General features: G+C 62.5%; 18 protein-coding genes. 6 read left to right on the top strand and 12 right to left on the bottom strand.

From position 1 onward, the window contains the following. Positions 1-24: 24 nt before the first annotated feature. Positions 25-333, bottom strand: a complete 309-nt coding sequence (locus MU551_RS15555) for a putative antibiotic biosynthesis monooxygenase (RefSeq protein WP_247046139.1) — start codon at positions 331-333, stop codon at positions 25-27. A 103-nt stretch (positions 334-436) separates the two neighbouring features. On the opposite strand from MU551_RS15555, the gene MU551_RS15550 reads away from it, so the two are divergent. Then, positions 437-1,027, top strand: coding sequence for a TetR/AcrR family transcriptional regulator (locus MU551_RS15550; RefSeq protein WP_247046138.1), 591 nt, complete (start codon positions 437-439; stop codon positions 1,025-1,027). Between the two features lie 146 nt (positions 1,028-1,173). Further along, positions 1,174-1,890: a queuosine precursor transporter gene (locus MU551_RS15545; protein WP_247046137.1), complete on the top strand. Its 717-nt coding sequence runs from the start codon at positions 1,174-1,176 to the stop codon at positions 1,888-1,890. Positions 1,891-2,004: 114 nt separating this feature from the next. Here MU551_RS15545 and MU551_RS15540 read toward each other — a convergent pair whose 3' ends face one another. The 6 genes from MU551_RS15540 to MU551_RS15515 form a co-directional block, all read right to left on the bottom strand. Next, on the bottom strand, positions 2,005-2,943 hold the full coding sequence (locus MU551_RS15540) for a type IV toxin-antitoxin system AbiEi family antitoxin domain-containing protein (RefSeq protein WP_247046136.1): 939 nt from the start codon (positions 2,941-2,943) through the stop codon (positions 2,005-2,007). A 150-nt stretch (positions 2,944-3,093) separates the two neighbouring features. Further along, positions 3,094-4,428: a tRNA guanosine(34) transglycosylase Tgt gene (gene tgt, locus MU551_RS15535; RefSeq protein WP_372489874.1), complete on the bottom strand. Its 1,335-nt coding sequence runs from the start codon at positions 4,426-4,428 to the stop codon at positions 3,094-3,096. A 63-nt stretch (positions 4,429-4,491) separates the two neighbouring features. Continuing rightward, positions 4,492-5,217 carry an SRPBCC family protein gene (locus MU551_RS15530; RefSeq protein WP_247046135.1) on the bottom strand — a complete coding sequence of 242 codons (726 nt, stop codon included), beginning with the start codon at positions 5,215-5,217 and terminating at the stop codon, positions 4,492-4,494. A gap of 65 nt (positions 5,218-5,282) precedes the next feature. Next, positions 5,283-6,335: a DUF6707 family protein gene (locus MU551_RS15525; protein WP_247046134.1), complete on the bottom strand. Its 1,053-nt coding sequence runs from the start codon at positions 6,333-6,335 to the stop codon at positions 5,283-5,285. A gap of 154 nt (positions 6,336-6,489) precedes the next feature. Beyond that, the gene (locus MU551_RS15520; protein ID WP_247046133.1) at positions 6,490-7,029 is read right to left on the bottom strand and encodes an NUDIX hydrolase family protein; all 540 of its coding nucleotides are present in this window, start codon (positions 7,027-7,029) and stop codon (positions 6,490-6,492) included. Positions 7,030-7,096: 67 nt separating this feature from the next. After that, positions 7,097-7,867: a VOC family protein gene (locus MU551_RS15515; protein ID WP_247046132.1), complete on the bottom strand. Its 771-nt coding sequence runs from the start codon at positions 7,865-7,867 to the stop codon at positions 7,097-7,099. A gap of 62 nt (positions 7,868-7,929) precedes the next feature. On the opposite strand from MU551_RS15515, the gene MU551_RS15510 reads away from it, so the two are divergent. Beyond that, entirely contained in the window at positions 7,930-8,568 is a 639-nt protein-coding gene (locus MU551_RS15510) for a YdeI/OmpD-associated family protein (protein WP_247046131.1), read from the top strand. Between the two features lie 3 nt (positions 8,569-8,571). Here MU551_RS15510 and MU551_RS15505 read toward each other — a convergent pair whose 3' ends face one another. Genes MU551_RS15505 through MU551_RS15495 form a run of 3 tightly spaced genes read right to left on the bottom strand, consistent with a single transcriptional unit; the run spans position 8,572 to position 10,031 of the window. Next, positions 8,572-9,258, bottom strand: coding sequence for a GntR family transcriptional regulator (locus MU551_RS15505; RefSeq protein WP_247046130.1), 687 nt, complete (start codon positions 9,256-9,258; stop codon positions 8,572-8,574). 36 nt (positions 9,259-9,294) lie between these two features. After that, positions 9,295-9,780 (bottom strand): PTS sugar transporter subunit IIA, encoded by a 486-nt coding sequence (locus tag MU551_RS15500; RefSeq protein ID WP_247046129.1) that lies wholly within the window; start codon positions 9,778-9,780, stop codon positions 9,295-9,297. Next, complete coding sequence (locus tag MU551_RS15495) at positions 9,777-10,031, bottom strand: PTS sugar transporter subunit IIB (RefSeq protein WP_281507222.1); 255 nt, start codon at positions 10,029-10,031, stop codon at positions 9,777-9,779. The genes MU551_RS15500 and MU551_RS15495 overlap by 4 nt, the downstream gene beginning before the upstream one ends. Positions 10,032-10,216: 185 nt before the next feature. On the opposite strand from MU551_RS15495, the gene MU551_RS15490 reads away from it, so the two are divergent. Genes MU551_RS15490 through nagB form a run of 3 tightly spaced genes read left to right on the top strand, consistent with a single transcriptional unit; the run spans position 10,217 to position 13,527 of the window. After that, entirely contained in the window at positions 10,217-11,500 is a 1,284-nt protein-coding gene (locus tag MU551_RS15490) for a PTS transporter subunit EIIC (RefSeq protein ID WP_247046125.1), read from the top strand. Next, complete coding sequence (gene nagA / locus MU551_RS15485) at positions 11,490-12,767, top strand: N-acetylglucosamine-6-phosphate deacetylase (RefSeq protein WP_247046123.1); 1,278 nt, start codon at positions 11,490-11,492, stop codon at positions 12,765-12,767. The genes MU551_RS15490 and nagA overlap by 11 nt, the downstream gene beginning before the upstream one ends. Further along, positions 12,748-13,527, top strand: a complete 780-nt coding sequence (gene nagB / locus MU551_RS15480; protein ID WP_247046202.1) for a glucosamine-6-phosphate deaminase — start codon at positions 12,748-12,750, stop codon at positions 13,525-13,527. The genes nagA and nagB overlap by 20 nt, the downstream gene beginning before the upstream one ends. Here the strand turns inward: nagB and MU551_RS15475 are convergent. Both MU551_RS15475 and MU551_RS15470 read right to left on the bottom strand, forming a co-directional pair. Further along, entirely contained in the window at positions 13,524-14,687 is a 1,164-nt protein-coding gene (locus MU551_RS15475) for an ABC transporter ATP-binding protein (RefSeq protein WP_247046121.1), read from the bottom strand. The two genes, nagB and MU551_RS15475, sit on opposite strands and share 4 nt — an antisense overlap. Beyond that, positions 14,684-16,222, bottom strand: a complete 1,539-nt coding sequence (locus tag MU551_RS15470; RefSeq protein WP_247046200.1) for an ABC transporter permease — start codon at positions 16,220-16,222, stop codon at positions 14,684-14,686. The genes MU551_RS15475 and MU551_RS15470 overlap by 4 nt, the downstream gene beginning before the upstream one ends. Between the last annotated feature and the right edge of the window lie 56 nt (positions 16,223-16,278).

Genomic DNA, 16,278 nt, shown 5'->3' with positions numbered 1-16,278 from the left:
ATTAAGCCATTCCCGTTGCGGGGACTACTTTGACATACGACGGCGGCGCAACAATCCATAGCCCTGAAACAACCGTGGCACTACGAAGTACACGGCGAGCGGGACCACAACGAGTGTGAGCGCGAAGGCCCGGAGAACAGGATGCCAACCCTCGGAGAAGGGTGCGATGAGCGCCATCCCACCCGCTACCAGCGGAAAAATCGCAAGCCAAGTAATCAGTGCCCTCGCATGAACTGAGGGCATGTGGGGCGATGCTGGCGGAACGGGCGCTACAGAGTAAGGCTCCGGCGTCGTCACGGTGTTGGTTGGTGCAGTAGCGGCGTTTGTCTTCATGATTCAATCCCCAACTAATTAGTTGCTTTTTTCGATGACACCGACACTAGACCGTTCTATGCCCAACTGCAACCATCTAGTTGGAAACAGGTAGACTCAAGCAATGGCATGGGATACCGAGCGGACGAAGACGCTGTTGCTGGAGGCAGCCACAGCTGAATTCAGCGAAAGAGGGTTCGCTGGTGCCCGTATCGACAGGATTGCCGCTGCGGCCGGGGTCAACAAGGAGCGCATCTACCAGTACTTCGGCAAAAAGGATGAACTCTTCGATGCGGTCCTGGCCGCCGAATTGGTCAAGGTGGTAACGGAAGTTCCGCTTGAGGGAAAGGGGCCTGCGGCGTTGGGGGATTACGCCGGCAGGCTATTCGATCGTCACAGTCTGAACGGAATCTTGCCCCGCCTTCAATTCTGGGAAGGGCTGGAGCGGGGCGATTATGTGGTGAACCGGGAAGCGCGGGCAAGCCACTGTGCCGCTAAGATCGACACAATCCTCCAGGTCCTGCCAGGAATCGACCGGGCAGATGCCGCTGATTTGTTGCTGAGCGTGGTCACGTTGTGCGATGGATGGAGCGTCCTACCCCAACTCGATGCGCTCATAGCGGGTTCCGCTCCGGGGCGACTTGCCCGCCGTCGTGCCTTTGTGGTTCGTACAGTGACTTTGATGGCCGAGTCGCTGACGGCTGAAGCCGCCTGATGCCTCCTGCTTGATGGCCCCTGTTTCAACTCCTGCCTGATGCACGACGGCGGGTGGCCGGGTGAGTGGCAGAATTGCGTGACAGTGCTAATACAGCCGGCGGACAAGAACATGCCGCCGAGCGAACCACTACGAACGGAACCCCCATGCCTTCCACCCCGGGCCCCGACGCCCTGCCCCTGACCGGCTCCGCCAGAACCCTTCCGAAGTTCGCCTCCATTGGTTCGCCGTATTTCGGGATACTGCTCGCGTTCATGGCGGTGGTGCTGATCCTGTCCAACATCGGAGCGTCCAAAGGCGTCGCCATTGGCCCGGTCATCACGGACGGCGGCTTCTTCCTGTTTCCGCTGGCCTACATCCTTGGCGACGTCATCAGTGAGGTCTACGGATTCAAGGTGGCGCGCAAAGCCATCATCACCACCTTCGCCCTGTCCGTCTTCGCCTCGCTGTGCTACTGGATCATCATTGCGCTACCCGGTTTCGACGATGAGTTCGGCACCGCCAAGCAATCCGCCCTCGAAGGCGCTCTGGGGCCGGTTCCTCTAATCGTGCTGGCCTCGCTGCTGGCTTTCCTCGCCGGCCAGACCATCAATTCCTGGATCCTTGTGAAGATGAAGGCCCGGACCGGCGAGAAATCGCTGTGGGCCCGCATCATGAGTTCCTCGGTAGCCGGTGAGTTTGTGGACACCCTGATCTTCTGCAGCATTGCCGCATCCGTCATTGGCATCAACGACTTTGCCGGGTTCGTGAACTACGTGGTGGTGGGCTTCCTCTATAAGACCCTCGTTGAGTTCCTCTTTGTCCCCGTGACCTCCTTGGTGATCGGCTACATCAAGAAGCGTGAGCCAAGTTACGCTGCGTAAGGCCCCGCCATTTAGACGGTTCCGTGCCTACTCGATGTTCCGTGACACCTAGTGCGCAGGGAACCGTCGAAATGGGGCGCCGCGGAGTGGAGGGACGCGAAGTGGAGGTGGGCGTCAGCCGTCGGAACCTTGGTCCAGCGCCCGAAGTATGCGTGCTTTGAATTGCGCCTCGTTGAACAAGTCCCTCCACTCGACCCGGAGGAAGGTCCAGCCCTGTTCCATGAGCACCTTCTCGCGGCGACGCTCCTCGAACACAACCTCGCCTGTTGGCCGGTAGTCGAAGTACTTGGTCCTGCCGTCGAACTCCAGGGCCACTTTCCTTTTGGGCCAGGCGAAATCCAGCCGATGCTCGCCCAGAGGAGTCCGCACCACGTACTGCAGCTCGGGCGGCGTGATCCGGAGCCTGTGCAGCAGTTCACGCGTGAGGCTCTCCCCGGCCGACTCGGAGCGCGGATCGGCCAACTCGAGTGCCCGGCGAAGAGCCACTACTCCGTTGCGGCCGGCCAAAGAGGAGCAATGGTCACGGATCAGGGGCAGGTTGGCGCCGAGCCGGGCCGCGTGGTCTACCAGGATGAGGGACTGCCGCAGATTGAACGTCAGGCAGCAGTCCACCACTGTGCGCTCCAAAGAAGTGCACGGCATGTTGTCCACGAAAGTCAGTTCATGGCTGCCTAACCGTCTCGTGTGGGCCACAACCCCGCGACCATGCGAGATCCCTGACGGGCAGGTCGCTTGCGTAAGGTGGACGACGTCGTCAACGCCCCACAGGTGGAGGCGTTGCAGGCTGGCGCCCGAGGTGTGGCTATAAGCAAAGCCTCCAGTCGACGTCGTACGTGTTCCGTGTGCGTGCGCATAGATGAGCTGGCGACGACGCGTGGCGGCATTTAGGCCCGACCACCAACCTCCGGGTGCGTAGCACCCGCGACGCACGCGGATGAGGCTTCCCTCCCGAACCAGGCTGGCGATGCCCCTTGAGTTCAGGCCTTTCTCCAGCAGCTGCTCTGTGCGCCAGAAGTGCTCCGTCGACGGCGATGCACGGAAACGTGGATTCATGCATCCACTGTTGCCACCCCAGCATCTGGGTTCCAGAGCCAGTCACGCCTATGTGGAAAGCGCCATTTCGATGGTTCCCTGCTACCTCGATGCTTCGGGACGTCGAGCGCGCAGGGAACCGTCGAAATGGCGGATGAGGGGAGGCGCACCTCAGCAGTAGTACTGCCCCAGGGTTTGCTCTTTGAACGCGAAGAAGTCGCCGGACTCGATTGCGAGGCGGGCGTCGTCCACCATCTTGACCACGAAGCGTTCATTGTGGATGGAGATAAGCGTGGCCGAAAGCATCTCCTTGGCCTTGTACAAGTGGTGGATGTACGCCCGCGAGTAATTGGCACAGGCGTAGCAGTCGCAACCCTCCTGCAGTGGTCCGAAGTCCCGCTTGTACTTGGCGCCGGACAGGTTGTAGCGGCCGGTGGGCGTGTAAAACGCGGAGTTACGGGCCACCCGGGTGGGGGAGACACAGTCGAAAGTGTCGGCGCCGTTTTCAATGGCCGTGAAGATGTCGTCGGGCTCCGAGATGCCCAGGAGGTGGCGCGGTTTGTTTTCCGGCAGTTCCTCATTGCACCAACGCACAATCGTGCCCAGATTCTCCTTCTCCAGGGCGCCCCCTATCCCGAATCCATCAAACGGCATTGCACCAAGGTCCCGGCAGGCCTTGCGGCGCAGGTCCTCGTACTGTGCGCCCTGGATCACGCCGAAAAGCGCCTGATACGGCTTCCCCACGCGCTCCTCGGTGAGCCGGAAATGCTCGTCGATGCACCGCAGCGCCCAGCGACGGGTCCGCTCCAATGACTCCTCCTGGTACCCGCGGGAATTCTGCAGCGTGGTCAGTTCGTCGAAGGCAAACATGATGTCCGCGCCGATGCGGTGCTGTACCTGCATGGAGATCTCAGGCGAAAACCTGTGCCGGTCTCCGTTGAGGTGGCTCTTGAACCAGACGCCGTCCTCATCGACATGGGCGAGCCGTTCTTTGCCGACGGCGACGGCATCATCGGACAAAGCCTGATCCGGCAGAGGCGTCGTCTTCATGTCGATAACCTTTTTGAAGCCTGAGCCGAGGCTCATCACCTGAAAGCCACCGGAATCGGTGAATGTGGGGCCGGGCCAGTTCATGAAAGCTCCCAGCCCGCCGGCCTCATCCAGGATTTCCGCGCCGGGCTGAAGGTAGAGGTGGTACGCATTGGCCAGCAGGGCCTGCGCTCCGAGGTCCGCCATCGCTTCCGGGAGAACGGATTTGACTGTTGCTTTCGTGCCGACGGCGATGAATGCCGGCGTCTGGATGTCACCGTGCGGTGTGGTGATGGTTCCGGTGCGGCCGAGGAACTCCCCGCCGTTGGCGGCCACCTGTTCCGTACTTGGCCGGCCGGTATCGCTCAGCCGCTTGCCCACCATGAACGCAAAGCCACCCACTCCCGCCGGCGCACCTTGACCAGGCGCCGTAGGAGCAGTCGGAGCGAGGGAGGATGCTGGGGACTCGAGAGGCATTTTGGAGCGGTTGGCTGGCACGGTTCAAGTGTGCCAGCTTGTACCCGGAAAACCCTTATGGATTCAGTGCAGCGGCTCCGACGACGGGTAGTTCTCGCTGCGCCATTCGTCCCACAGTGCCCGAATGGACTCAAGCTTGTGCGCCCCGAGCCCGTACGTGGAAATGATCACCAGTGATCCGCCGTCGGGCCTGACATCCTCGATGACCGGCTGGTCGGCGACAATCAGCAGGCCGTCGTTGTGTTCCGCGTAGCTGTGCACCGTGAGCCCCACCTGATGGTTGCTCTTGAACCACACCCGCCCGGAGATTTCCTCGCCGGTGGACAAGGTCAATGAGTACTCCTCCCCAGGCGCGGGAACGTCCTTGACGCCGAGTTTCTCAATGGCCGACCCGGCCGTACCCGGAACGGAGAAAAACGATGTCCGCCGCTTGTCGTGGGGGTGGCGTTCCAAAGCGAAACGCAGTTGCTGTAGGAACGTGAGCCAGCCCTGGGTGATGTCCTCGTCCCAGGCAGCCCACTCGGAATTGTGGTCCAGCGCTGACCGGGTCACGCTGACCAGGGTTCCGTTGCGTACCGGCTTGAGCGTAAAGACGTCGCCGCCATCAACGGTCAGTTCAGTGTGGTCAGCACTTTCGACCACAGTGTCCTTGAAGTAGATTTCGTTGATTTCCTCGGCTTGGTCGTCAGCCTCCCAGCCATGCCATTGGGAGATTTTGGCAGGCTCCCGCAGCATGGTCCACACCTGTGGTGCATCGGCATTAATGACAACGCTCAGATTGTTGGTCATGCCTGAATGTACAACGCCTGCCAGTGCCGGTACAGGGGTAATTCGCTACCGTTTTGGAGCCGGTTTCAGGCCCGCACTGCGTCCAGCTCGTTGCTGATCCTGCGGTTCAGTTCGGGGCCGCCGATAGTTTCCGAGCCGCCGTGGGCGCGGAGGAAAAGCAGTGCCTGGAGCCTGAGGAACCGCCACTCCCGCTCTGCCTCCCGGTTGGAGTTATCAATGGAGCGGAAAATTTCCTTGTCGTACAGATTCGGTTCGTTGAGGGAACGCTGCCGCACCCGGGCGTTGACCCGTGCCTTGAACGGATCCGATTCCTGTGAATCCGGTGCCCGCAGGAGCTTCTCGTAGACGTCGGCGCGCTCTTCCTGCCCGGTCTGACGGCAGATATAGCTGGACAGGGCCAGCGCTGCTTCCACCGAACTCCAGCGACCCGGATTGCCGTCGTACGGCAGGACGGTGAGCAAATCTGCCACCGAAAGGGCGTTCTCCGGGTCCTTGAGCAGGATAAAAAGCTCGTGGGCAAGGTCGCTGAGGTCCTTCAGGCAGCTCCCGGACTTGGTGTTGATGCCTTTGACCAGGCGCTCACTGAGCAACAGGACGCCCTCAGCATCCGGGTGGGCCTCAGCCGCCGTCTGCACGACAGTTTCCGGCGTGCCCTCCGGTTCAGGGATGAGTGCCAGTTCCTCTTCTGTTGCGGGACTGGTATCAGCCGCAGGGGACACCGGGACGTTGGCTCGGAGAGCGGGGGCAGGGAGGGTGGGGGGCAGGGGAGGTACGACGACGGCGGGAGCCACAGTGACGCCGTCGTCCTCCTCGTCGGGGTGCTTGACGAGCTGGAGGGAGGCTGCGGTGTGCGGTGTTTGGCCGTCTCCCGCTGGTCTGTCCTGCGAGATGACGGGCGGCTCAGCGACCAGGACCGAGGAGCCCACCGCTATCCGGAGGGTCATGCCGTCCGCCAGGGTTGCGATGATCAGGGCGGGGGAACCAAAGTCGTCTTTTTCAAGGTCCACTGCCTGCAGCTCAGCCGAGGTGTCACCGCCCGGCAGGATCAGGTGGTCCCCGGACTGCAGGGCTCCAGCCTGGCGTTCGCTATAGTGCTGGGCGGCTGGGGGCTGGGTCATCGGGAGTCCTTAAGTTCTCTTGCGGTCCGCCCTACAGTCTACAAAGGACCCGGTCCCATGTCCGGGATGCGCCGGAACCGCGAGAGTCCCGGGCACGGACCAGGACACGGTTGGCAGTCCTATCCAGAGTCCGGTTCCGATAATTCCGCCGGACCTAGTTGCCCACGCCGGCGAAGGCCAACGCCTGCCTGATCAATGCTCCGCGGCCGCCGCTGAATTCGAGCTGGACTCCGGGGCTGAGCACTTCCTCGGGGGTCATCCACGTGAGTTCCAGAGCATCCTGGCGGGGTTCGCATTCCCCGGTCACCGGGATGATGTAAGCCAAGGCGACGGCGTGCTGGCGGTCATCCGTGAAGCCGGTCTGGGACGGAGCTGGGAAGTATTCGGCCACGGTGAACGGCACTGGGCTGATGGGAAGCTGCGGAAAGGCCAGTGGGCCCAGGTCCTTCTCCATGTGGCGCAACAGCGCTGCCCGAATAGTTTCGCGGTACAGAACGCGGCCCGAGACCAGCGACCGGATCATGGTTCCGTCCTCGTCAGCCTGCAGGAGGGTGCCGACCTCATTCACGAATCCCAGCGGGTCCAGCCGCACGGGAACAGCTTCCACATAAACCATGGGGAGCCGGCCACGGGCCTCGAAGAGGTCCTCGGGGGACAGCCAGCCGGGATTCGGGTCAGGGGTGCGAACGTTCATGGTTAAGTTCTACCGTATCCCTGCCTTATCTCCTTGCCGACTCATGGGATGTGTGAGAACGGGAGCTTCAGACGCCTCGCCTCGGGCCCGAAATCCAGAGGGGCGGATGATGTGCGGCTGAGCCTTCCGCATCCGGGCTTGGCACTTGAAGGGTCCGGCCGAATGCTTCCTCGGTGGCGGCAACGTCCCATCCGGCCGACTCGATCTGCGCCCGCAGCCCGTCCAGGTCACCGCCGTATTCGAAGCCCAGTCCTGCCCTTCCTGGAGCAGTCCCTGGCCGGACCATCAGCACACCGCCGTTTTTTGCCGTGAAATCAGCTGTTTCATCGTTGTCCGGAACAGGGCGTGGCCGCGCGCCGATGCTTCGTAACGTGGACGCCGCCCCTTCCGTGTCCTCCGTAAACCAGACCGCGACGACGGTAAGCGCCGGATCCGCGTCGGCGCAGTTTGCGCCGTGGGCCGCGGGGTCGGCGAAGAAACTGAAGCCGTCTCTGGCCCGTATCCGGCATGAGCGGCCGTGGTCCGCATCGACCAGGGCGGCCATGGCTTCATCCGCTGGAGAGCCGGCACCTTGGGATCCCGCGGCTCCTTCGGCTTCCACCGCTGCTTCGTTAGTTCGGCGGGCAAACTCGTCCAGGTCGCCCACTTCGACGCCGAAAACAGTGGTTCCGTCCTGAGCTGAGCCCGGATCGGCCCACCGGAGGGCCAGCCGGCCGGAACCGGCGTCAAACTCCTGCCACTCGCCGTCGTCCGCGGTTCTGACCATTCCTAAAAGTGTGAGCAATCGCGTCCACTGTTCTAAATTCGAGGTGAAGTGGATAGGGCGCACGCGCAACATAATGCCTCCTCGGGCTGGCACCGGATGTCGGATAGGGCCATCATGGCATGCACAATGGAGCCATGGCCGTTGAACTCGAGGAACTTCTGGTGAAGGACGCCACGGAATGGCGCCGCTGGCTGGAAAACCATCACACCTCCAGCCCCGGGGTCTGGCTGGTTTTGCATAAGAAGGGCGGCTCGGTCACCGAACTGGATTACGACGCCGCCCTGGACGAGGCGCTGTGCTTCGGCTGGATCGATGGCCAGGTTAAGCGGCGTGATGATGCGAGCTATATCCAGCGGATGACGCCAAGGGGGAGGAAGAGCCGCTGGTCACTCCGGAACGTTGGCCATGTTGAGCGGTTGGAGGCGGATGGCAGGATGACTCCTGCGGGACGGGCCGCCGTCGATGCCGCCAAAGCCGATGGGCGCTGGGAGGAGGCCTATCCAGGGCAGGCTTCAGCTGTTATTCCCGAGGACCTCGCGGAAGCTATCGCCGCGGTGCCCGATGCCCAGGCCATGTTCGATGTTCTGACCTCAGTCAACCGTTATGCGCTGTACTACCGCACCACCTCTGCGAAGCAGCCTGAAGCCCGCGCGAAGAGGATTGATGATTTCGTAGCGATGCTCGCCCGCCATGAAAGCCCTTTTCCGCAGAAAAAGAGGCCAGCCGGTACCGGCGACGAATCTTCGCCGGTGTCCGGGGCAGGGTTGGGCTGAGGCCTACCCGAGCTCCAGGCGCATGGAGATCTGGTACCGGTCGGAGCGGTACGTGGAGGTGGAGTATTCAACCGGCGTGCCCGGATCCGCGGGTCCGGTGAATGAACGGCGCCGGAACAGCAGGACCGGTGCGCCTGGCTCGATGTCCAGCAGAGCGGCCGTCGCCGTCGATACCGCCGCTGCTTCAACGGTCTGTTCCGCATGCTGTACGGGAAAGCCCGAGGCTGACAGGATCCGGTAGAGGGATCCAGTGAGGTCCTCTTCAAGCAAACCGGGCAGCAGCCGGGGTGGCAGCCAGGACTCATCCACGCTAACGGGCGCCCCGTTGGCCAATCGGACCCGGCTGACCTGATACGCCTCTTGCCCTGACGCCAACCCCAGATGCTCGGCTGCCGGTTCCGGTGGTACGGCCGTGGCGGCAGTGATGACGAGTGTGCTGGGTTCAAAACCGGCGGCCCGCATGTCTTCGTTGAACGAGGCCAGGTGCAGAGTGGATCGCACCAGCCCGTGTGAGACGAACGTTCCCTTGCCCTTGATGCGCACCAAGGCGCCATCCTGGACGAGATCGGAGATTGCCCGGCGCACCGTAATTCGGGAGACTCCAAACTGCTCTTCCAACTGGCGCTCGCCAAGAAGTGCATCCCCGGGCTTCAGCTCGGTGGCAACCAGTTCCTGTAGTTGTTTGCGCACCCATACATGCTTCAGCTCGCCGGCGGTATTCATCACTTACTTTCCGGGCAGAGCGAAGAGGTATCCGCCTGCTTCGACATGGGAACCGGCCGTGAGGACATCCGCGGCGTCCGGTGCGGTGTCCAACACCACGACGGGGCTGCACATGCTGAGGTTCTTCGATCGCACGAAGGCTGCGTCCACGCTGATCATGGGGTCGCCCGTGCGCACATGGTCGCCCTTCTGCGCATGCACGGTGAATCCTTCACCCTGCAGTTTGACGGTGTCGATTCCCACGTGGACGAGCACTGCTGGCCCGGAGGGGTGTTGCACGATGTAGGCGTGTGGCATGACCTTGAAAACTACGCCGTCGAGAGGGGCGACGGCTGTCAGCGTGCCGGCGTCCTCGTGAGGAATGATGGCGGCCCCACCGCCGACAAGACCCTTGGCGAAGACAGGGTCCGGCACCTCGCTGAGGGGAATGAGAAGGCCGGGCAGGGGCGCCGCTACGGTGAGCGCGTCCGTGTGTGCAGTGGTGCTCACATCAGGTCCTGGATGTCTTCGGCCAGACTCTCGGCTTCGGGTCCGACGACCACTTGCACCACAGTTCCCGCCATCATGACCCCGTGCGCACCGGCGGCCTTGAGCGCCGCCTGGTCAACACGGGCAGCGTCAACGACTTCGGTCCGAAGCCGCGTGATGCACCCTTCGATTTCTTCGACGTTGTCCGCTCCGCCCAGGGCGGCGAGGATGATTTCTGCTTTCGACATGTCCACTCCTTTGGTCCACTTCAAGTTTTGTCGTCTCCACAATGATTTGGCTGGCGAGTCGTGATGCCCATTCCGGGATCGTGGTTGACAACTTAGCCCTGCACACCTCAAAGTGATGAATGCCACTGGTTATAACCAGCTGGAATGACTCTACTGAATCCCGCACTTCCGCACAAGCTTCCTTGAACCGCATTGAAATGAGGATCTCCATGAGCTCAGAGAACACCGCCCCTCCCAGTGGGCGCAGCACGCTGGCCGAACCGGCGCCCGCCACTGGAAAAGCCGCCAAGGGCAGCGGCAAGGCCTTACAGAACCTGCAGCGGTTCGGGCGCAGCCTTATGCTCCCCATTGCAGCCCTTCCGGCCGCGGCCCTTCTTTTGCGCCTGGGCCAGGACGATCTCCTCGGACGGTTCGAATCCCTCACCACAGTTGCCCAGGTCATTGGTGCAGCAGGTGGCGCCCTGTTCGAGAACCTTCCGCTGCTCTTCGCCGTCGGCATTTCCTTTGGCTTCGCCAAGAAGGGTGACGGGTCCACGGCGCTGGCCGCTGTCGTCGGCTTCCTGGTTCTGACCAACGTTTTCAAAGTTATGGCGCCCCTTGTGCTCGGCGCTGCGCCCGAGGGCGGTAAAGATCCGGTCATCAACTACGGCGTGCTGGCCGGCATCGTGATGGGCCTTACGACGGCCTGGCTGTGGCAGCGGTTCCACCGCACCACCCTGCCCGACTGGCTGGGATTCTTTGCAGGCCGTCGTCTTGTACCCATCCTCACGTCCTTTGCGGCCATCGTGATCGGCGTGGTGATGGCCCTCCTCTACCCGTTGTTCAATACGGGATTGACGGCTGTCGGCAATACCGTGGCCGATAACACGGTTGTGGGAAGCGGAGTTTACGGAACACTCAATCGGCTGCTCATACCGCTGGGATTGCACCACATCCTGAACTCGATTGTCTGGTTCATCATCGGTGACTACGACGGTGCCCACGGCGATTTGAACCGGTTCTTCGCTGGCGACCCAACTGCGGGTGTCTTCATGACCGGATTCTTCCCCATCATGATGTTCGCCCTGCCGGCGGCAGCGCTGGCAATCTGGCAGGAAGCAAAGCCAGGCCAGAAGAAGATTGTCGGCGGCGTGATGCTGTCCACAGGTCTCACCGCCTTCCTCACCGGCATTACGGAACCTTTGGAATTCTCTTTCATGTTCGTGGCCTGGCCCCTGTATCTCGTTCACGCCGTACTCACCGGGACATCAATGATGCTGGTAAATTTCCTCGGCATCCATCATGGTTTTGGGTTCTCCGCCGGAGCCATTGACTACGTCCTCAACTTCGGCATCGCCCAGAATCCGTTGTGGCTGATCCCCATCGGGTTCGGCTACGCCGCCGTCTATTATGTGGTTTTCCGGTTCGTCATCAGGCGCTGGAACCTGCGAACCATGGGACGCGAAGACGAAACCGACGAGAACGGCTCGATGGCCAAAGCCGATGCCAGCTGACAGTTCGTTGATTTTGGAAGAGAACGACGACGGCGGGCTGGGACTGCGGGGGCGCCTCATCACCGGCCTGCCGGGCGGCGAAGTGATCGACGACGCCACGGTGGTGATCGCAGGTGACCGCATCAGGTGGTGCGGCCCGACCGCCGAACTGCCCACCGGCGTCGACGTAGAAATAACACGAGTGCCTTTGATCCTGCCCGGGCTCGTCGATGTCCATTGCCACGGGGGTTTCGGGCACACCTTCTCCGCAGATCACCAGGCCGCCCGCCAGGCAGCCGGTCAACACGCTGCGAATGGGACGACGTCGCTGCTTGCCTCTCTCGTTTCGGCACCTTCGGCTGTATTGCTTGAACAGATCCTGGTGCTGCGGGAACTGGTGGAGGAGGGGATCCTGGCGGGATTGCACCTCGAAGGGCCATTCATCACCAAAAGCATGTGCGGGGCCCAGGACCCCTCGGCCATTATTGACGGTGACCCTGCGCTGCTTAAGCAGTGGCTCGACGCCGGCCGGGGCACGGTCCGTTCGCTTACCCTCGCCCCGGAGACAGCACAATTTACCGAGCTCGTGGCGTTATGCCGGGAATATGGGGTGGTCCCATCGCTTGGCCACACGGATGCCACCGCAGCCCGGACGCGGGAAGCCTTGCAGGAGACACCTCCGGACGGCAGTCGGCCTTGGTCGGCCACCCACCTGTTCAACCGGATGCCCCCGCTCGAGCACCGCCTGCCAGGGCCGGTTGCTGTCCTGCTTCAGGCGGCCCAGCAAAACTCCGAACAGATGGTCCTGGAGCTCATCGCCGACGGTGTTCATCTTGACCCTGAGATCGTCCGTATGGTCTTCGCCCTCGTCGGTCCGCGATCGATCGCGCTGATTACAGATTCGATGGCAGCAGCAGGGATGGCTGATGGTCCGTACACCCTTGGCAGCCTGGAAGTGACGGTTCGTGAGGGAATTGCCCGGTTAGACCCCAGCGGCGGAGACGGGGTGCCTGGGGCCATCGCAGGGGGGACCAGCAGGCTTCTGGGAAACGTGCGCCGGTGCGTCGAATGGGGAATACCGCTTACTGACGCTGTCACCGCGGCGTCCTACACACCAGCCCGCCTCATAGGCCTGAATCAAATTGGCGCCCTCCTTAGGGGTTACAGGGCAGACCTGCTTGTTACCAACGACGAACTCGAAGTGCTGCAGGTCTATCGAGCTGGCTCACAAATTAAAGGCGCGCAAATCAAACAGGAAGGAAATGACCGTGCAGATACTGCTGTGTGAATCAGCCGAACAGGTGGGTGCGCGGGCTGCCGATATTATTGAAGCCCGCATCCGGCGCGGACCGGCAGTCCTTGGACTGGCTACCGGCAGCAGCCCAAGGACGACGTACTTGGAACTCATCCGGCGCCATCGTGAGGAGCAACTCAGTTTCAGCCAGGTCAGGGCCTTCACGCTGGACGAATATGCCGGACTGCCGGCCGAACATGAACAGTCCTATTGGTCCACCATCCGGCGGGAACTCGTGGATCACGTGGACCTCCCGCTGGAGCACCTTTTCACCCCTCGCGGAGACGCCCCCAACCTGAGGGGAGAGGCACAGCGCTACGATGCCGCCATTGTGTCCGCCGGAGGGGTGGACGTCCAGATCCTGGGTATCGGCGCCAACGGCCACATTGGCTTTAACGAACCAACGTCGTCCCTGGAATCCCGCACCAGGGTGAAAACCCTGGCGGGAGCGACGCGGGAGGATAACGCCCGCTTCTTTCCGGAGGGGAACGTCCCGCGACTTTGCCTGACCCAGGGACTGGGAACCATCCGGGAAGCTCGTTGGGCCGTACTCGTGGCAATGGGCTCTAACAAGGCCAACGCCGTCCGCGCGATGGTCGAGGGACCGGTCAGCGCCCATTGCCCTGCTTCAGTGCTGCAACTGCATCCTCAGGCCGTCGTCATCCTGGACCCGGCCGCGGCGGCAGACCTGACCTTGCTGGATTACTACCGGGAGGCGCAGGAGCTCAACGAGCAACTGCTTTCGTACCGCTAGCCGCCGACAGGGAAAGCCACGGCCTCGCCCACAACCCGCAGGCACAGTTCCATCCCGGGCCGGGCAATGGACGCATTCCAGTGGCGGATGGTGATGATTTCGCCTCCACCCGGGTACCGGTGATCCGCTTTCGCCCCCGCCGCAAGTTCCGGTGGGATGGCGAGCTGCAGCCGCACCGTGGTCTCAGGCCCAAAGTAATCCGTGTCCACAACCACGCCGCGGATGGGCCCGTCCTCGGCAATGCGGATCTGTTCCGGCCGGAGCATGAGCTGGACCAGGCCCTGGGCGGGTGGCCTCCGGACGGGAATTCCTCCCAGAGAACACGTGGCCAATGACCCTTCCATCCACGCGTCCAGGATGACGGCGTCACCCAGGAACTCCGCGGTGGCCCTGTCGGTGGGACGCGTGTACACCACGAACGGGTTGCCGATCTGGGCCAGCTTGCCGTCCCGCATCACGGCCACCTGATCCGCGAAGGAAAGTGCCTCGGCTTGGTCGTGGGTGACCAGGATGGTGGTGACCCCGGCTTCGTTGAGCACTTTGGCCACGGCGCGGCGCGTGGCGACGCGGAGGCCGGCGTCAAGTGCGGAAAAGGGCTCATCAAGGAGCATGAGTTCCGGCTCGCGCGCCAAGGCGCGGGCTAGAGCCACCCGCTGCTGTTGTCCGCCGGAGAGCTGATGCGGCCGGCGCTTGGCCATGGAGGCATCCAAGGAGACCATGTCCAGCAGCTCCCCGACCCGTGCTGCGACACCCTTCCGGCCTCCCGCCAGCTTCCCGTGGTCAAGCCCGAACGCTATGTTCTGTCCCACGGTCAGGTGCGGGAACAGTGCGCCATCCTGGGCCACATATCCGACCTGGCGCTTGTGCGCCGGGATCCAGACGCCGTCGCCCGCTACAGTCTTCCGATTCAGCTCGATGGTCCCCGTCCCGGGGTGCTCGAAGCCCGCGATGAGACGGAGGAGGGTGGTCTTACCGGAGCCTGAAGGCCCCACAATAGCGGTGGTTCCACCTTGGGCTACCGAGAGATTAACACCCTGGAGAACTGCCTGCGATCCAAAGTTTTTCGTGACTGAATCGATAACCAGGTGACTGTTGGTGGTGGGCTCCACCGATGCGGAAATGCGGGGTTCGGGGAGCCGTGTGGGCGCTTGTTCTGTCACTGTCCCGCTGCTTTCTTGGACTGCTGGAAGAGAAGGTAGGTCATGGGCGCGGACAGCAGGATCATGAGCAGCGCATAAGGCGCCGCACCGGCATAGTCGATCTCGCTGCTCTTGTTCCAAAATGATGTTGCCAGGGTGGTGGTGCCGTTGGGGGAGAGGAGCAAGGTCGCTGTCAGTTCCGTGACGACGGCCAGGAATACCAGTGCCGCTCCACCGGCGGCCGCCGGGGCGCTCAAGCGGAGCGTGACCCGGACGAAGGCCATGAACGGCGACTTCCCCAGGGCCTGGGCTGCCTCGTCCAGCTCCTTCGGGGCCTGAGCCAACCCGGCCCGGAGATTGACCAGGGCGCGCGGAATAAACAGCAGCACATAGGCCGCCACCAACAGCCCGGTGGTTTGGTAAAGGTCGGGCATGACATTGATGGCAACCGTCACGAACGCCAGGCCTACAACGATTCCGGGCATTGAGCTGGTGACGTAGTTGGACAGTTCGAGGGACTTGGTGAACCAGCCGGGGTGGCGCACCGCAAGGTAGGCCATGGGAAACGCGACGACGGTGGCAGCCAGCGCACCGGCCAGCCCCAGTCCCAGGGTCTGCAGGAGTGCGGGGAGCAGCTCATCAAGATCCCAGATCTCAGCCCCGCCAGCGATGATCCAGCGCAGCACGAACCACAATGGCAGGGCCAGCGACACCGCCACCAGTGCCGTCACGGCCATCTGACCGGGTACCTGGTACCGGCCAAGGGCGAGCCTGTACGGCTTGGCCTGTGCCCCCGAGCCGATCCTGGCGTAGCGCGCGGTACCGCGGCTCCGGGCTTCAAGCACCAGCAATATCAGGCAGAAGAACACCAGCACACTGGCAAGCATGTTCCCTGCGGTGCCATTGAAGGTGGAAGCATACTGCTGCATGATCGCCGTCGTAAAAGTCTCAAAGCGGATCATGGCAAAGGCGCCGTATTCGGCCAGCAGGTGGAGCCCCACGAGCAATCCTCCGCCCGTGATGGCAAGCCGCAGCTGGGGAAGGACCACCCGGAAAAAAACCCGCCACGGCCCGAGTCCAAGGGCCCCGGCGGATTGTTCAATCGCAGGGTCAAGGCGCGTGAGCGTGGCTGCTGCGGGGATGTAGACCAGGGGGAAATACGAGAGTACTGCGATCAGTGAGCCGGACCAGACACCCTCCAGCGAAGGGATTGCGGATACCCAGGAGTAGCTGTTGACGAAGGCCGGAATAGCCAGCGGTGCCGCTAACAGCACAGCCCAGACCTTGTGGCCACGCAGCGTGGTGCGTTCCACGAGCCAGGCACTGCCCACGCCCATCACCAGGGTGGCCGGAACAACGATCACTATCAGCAACAGGGTATTAGTGAGCAGCTCACCCACCTTGGGCCGGAAAACCAGCTCGATGCTTGTTTCCCAGCCCGTGACTGCCGTCATGTAGACCACGTAGCCGAGGGGAATCAGGGCAAAAAGGGCCAGAACCGTAGCCAGCAATGCAACGACCAATGGCGGGCGAGGGCTGTTGCCCTTGCCCGCCATTGGTTTGGTCGCCTTGGTGGCGACGGATGGCGATGAGTTCACTGCGGGGAACTGAT

This window comes from Arthrobacter rhizosphaerae (genome assembly GCF_023062595.1).
GTDB lineage: Bacteria > Actinomycetota > Actinomycetes > Actinomycetales > Micrococcaceae > Arthrobacter > Arthrobacter rhizosphaerae.
The sequence above is the reverse complement of the archived record's forward strand: the minus strand, read 5'-3'. Positions and strand labels throughout refer to the sequence as shown.

Excerpts from the sequence above, each read along its gene's own strand:
- MU551_RS15555 (WP_247046139.1), bottom strand. The coding sequence starts at position 333 with ATGAAGACAAACGCCGCTACTGCACCAACCAACACCGTGACGACGCCG.
- MU551_RS15550 (WP_247046138.1), top strand. The coding sequence starts at position 437 with ATGGCATGGGATACCGAGCGGACGAAGACGCTGTTGCTGGAGGCAGCC.
- MU551_RS15545 (WP_247046137.1), top strand. The coding sequence starts at position 1,174 with ATGCCTTCCACCCCGGGCCCCGACGCCCTGCCCCTGACCGGCTCCGCC.
- MU551_RS15540 (WP_247046136.1), bottom strand. The coding sequence starts at position 2,943 with ATGAATCCACGTTTCCGTGCATCGCCGTCGACGGAGCACTTCTGGCGC.
- tgt (WP_372489874.1), bottom strand. The coding sequence starts at position 4,428 with ATGCCTCTCGAGTCCCCAGCATCCTCCCTCGCTCCGACTGCTCCTACG.
- MU551_RS15530 (WP_247046135.1), bottom strand. The coding sequence starts at position 5,217 with ATGACCAACAATCTGAGCGTTGTCATTAATGCCGATGCACCACAGGTG.
- MU551_RS15525 (WP_247046134.1), bottom strand. The coding sequence starts at position 6,335 with ATGACCCAGCCCCCAGCCGCCCAGCACTATAGCGAACGCCAGGCTGGA.
- MU551_RS15520 (WP_247046133.1), bottom strand. The coding sequence starts at position 7,029 with ATGAACGTTCGCACCCCTGACCCGAATCCCGGCTGGCTGTCCCCCGAG.
- MU551_RS15515 (WP_247046132.1), bottom strand. The coding sequence starts at position 7,867 with ATGTTGCGCGTGCGCCCTATCCACTTCACCTCGAATTTAGAACAGTGG.
- MU551_RS15510 (WP_247046131.1), top strand. The coding sequence starts at position 7,930 with ATGGCCGTTGAACTCGAGGAACTTCTGGTGAAGGACGCCACGGAATGG.
- MU551_RS15490 (WP_247046125.1), top strand. The coding sequence starts at position 10,217 with ATGAGCTCAGAGAACACCGCCCCTCCCAGTGGGCGCAGCACGCTGGCC.
- nagA (WP_247046123.1), top strand. The coding sequence starts at position 11,490 with ATGCCAGCTGACAGTTCGTTGATTTTGGAAGAGAACGACGACGGCGGG.
- MU551_RS15470 (WP_247046200.1), bottom strand. The coding sequence starts at position 16,222 with ATGGCGGGCAAGGGCAACAGCCCTCGCCCGCCATTGGTCGTTGCATTG.